This is a genomic window from Psychromonas arctica, from assembly GCF_038155225.1.
In the GTDB taxonomy this organism is placed as follows: Bacteria; Pseudomonadota; Gammaproteobacteria; order Enterobacterales; family Psychromonadaceae; genus Psychromonas; species Psychromonas arctica_B.
Genome location: NZ_JBAKBA010000238.1, coordinates 1 through 226, shown reverse-complemented (window position 1 = coordinate 226; position 226 = coordinate 1). Strand labels below are relative to the sequence as shown.

Genomic DNA, 226 nt, shown 5'->3' with positions numbered 1-226 from the left:
ATGGCACATTCTCGTCAAGAAATGGCTGAAATGATGTCATTTACTGGTGCATTGCTTATTAATATCGGCACCCTAGATAGCCAATGGCTTCCGCGTATGATTTACGCTATTGAACAAGCAAACGTACATCAAAAAGTCGTGGTATTAGACAACGTTGATTGTCGTGCGAGTACATTACGCACTGAGACATCACGCCAAATACCCTCACTGGCAAAACATATAATTA

General features: G+C 41.2%; 1 protein-coding gene. It reads left to right on the top strand.

What is annotated here, in order from left to right:
• Positions 1-226, top strand: a 226-nt coding sequence (locus tag V6255_RS18405) for a hydroxyethylthiazole kinase (RefSeq protein WP_341629423.1), incomplete at both ends; no start/stop codon positions are given.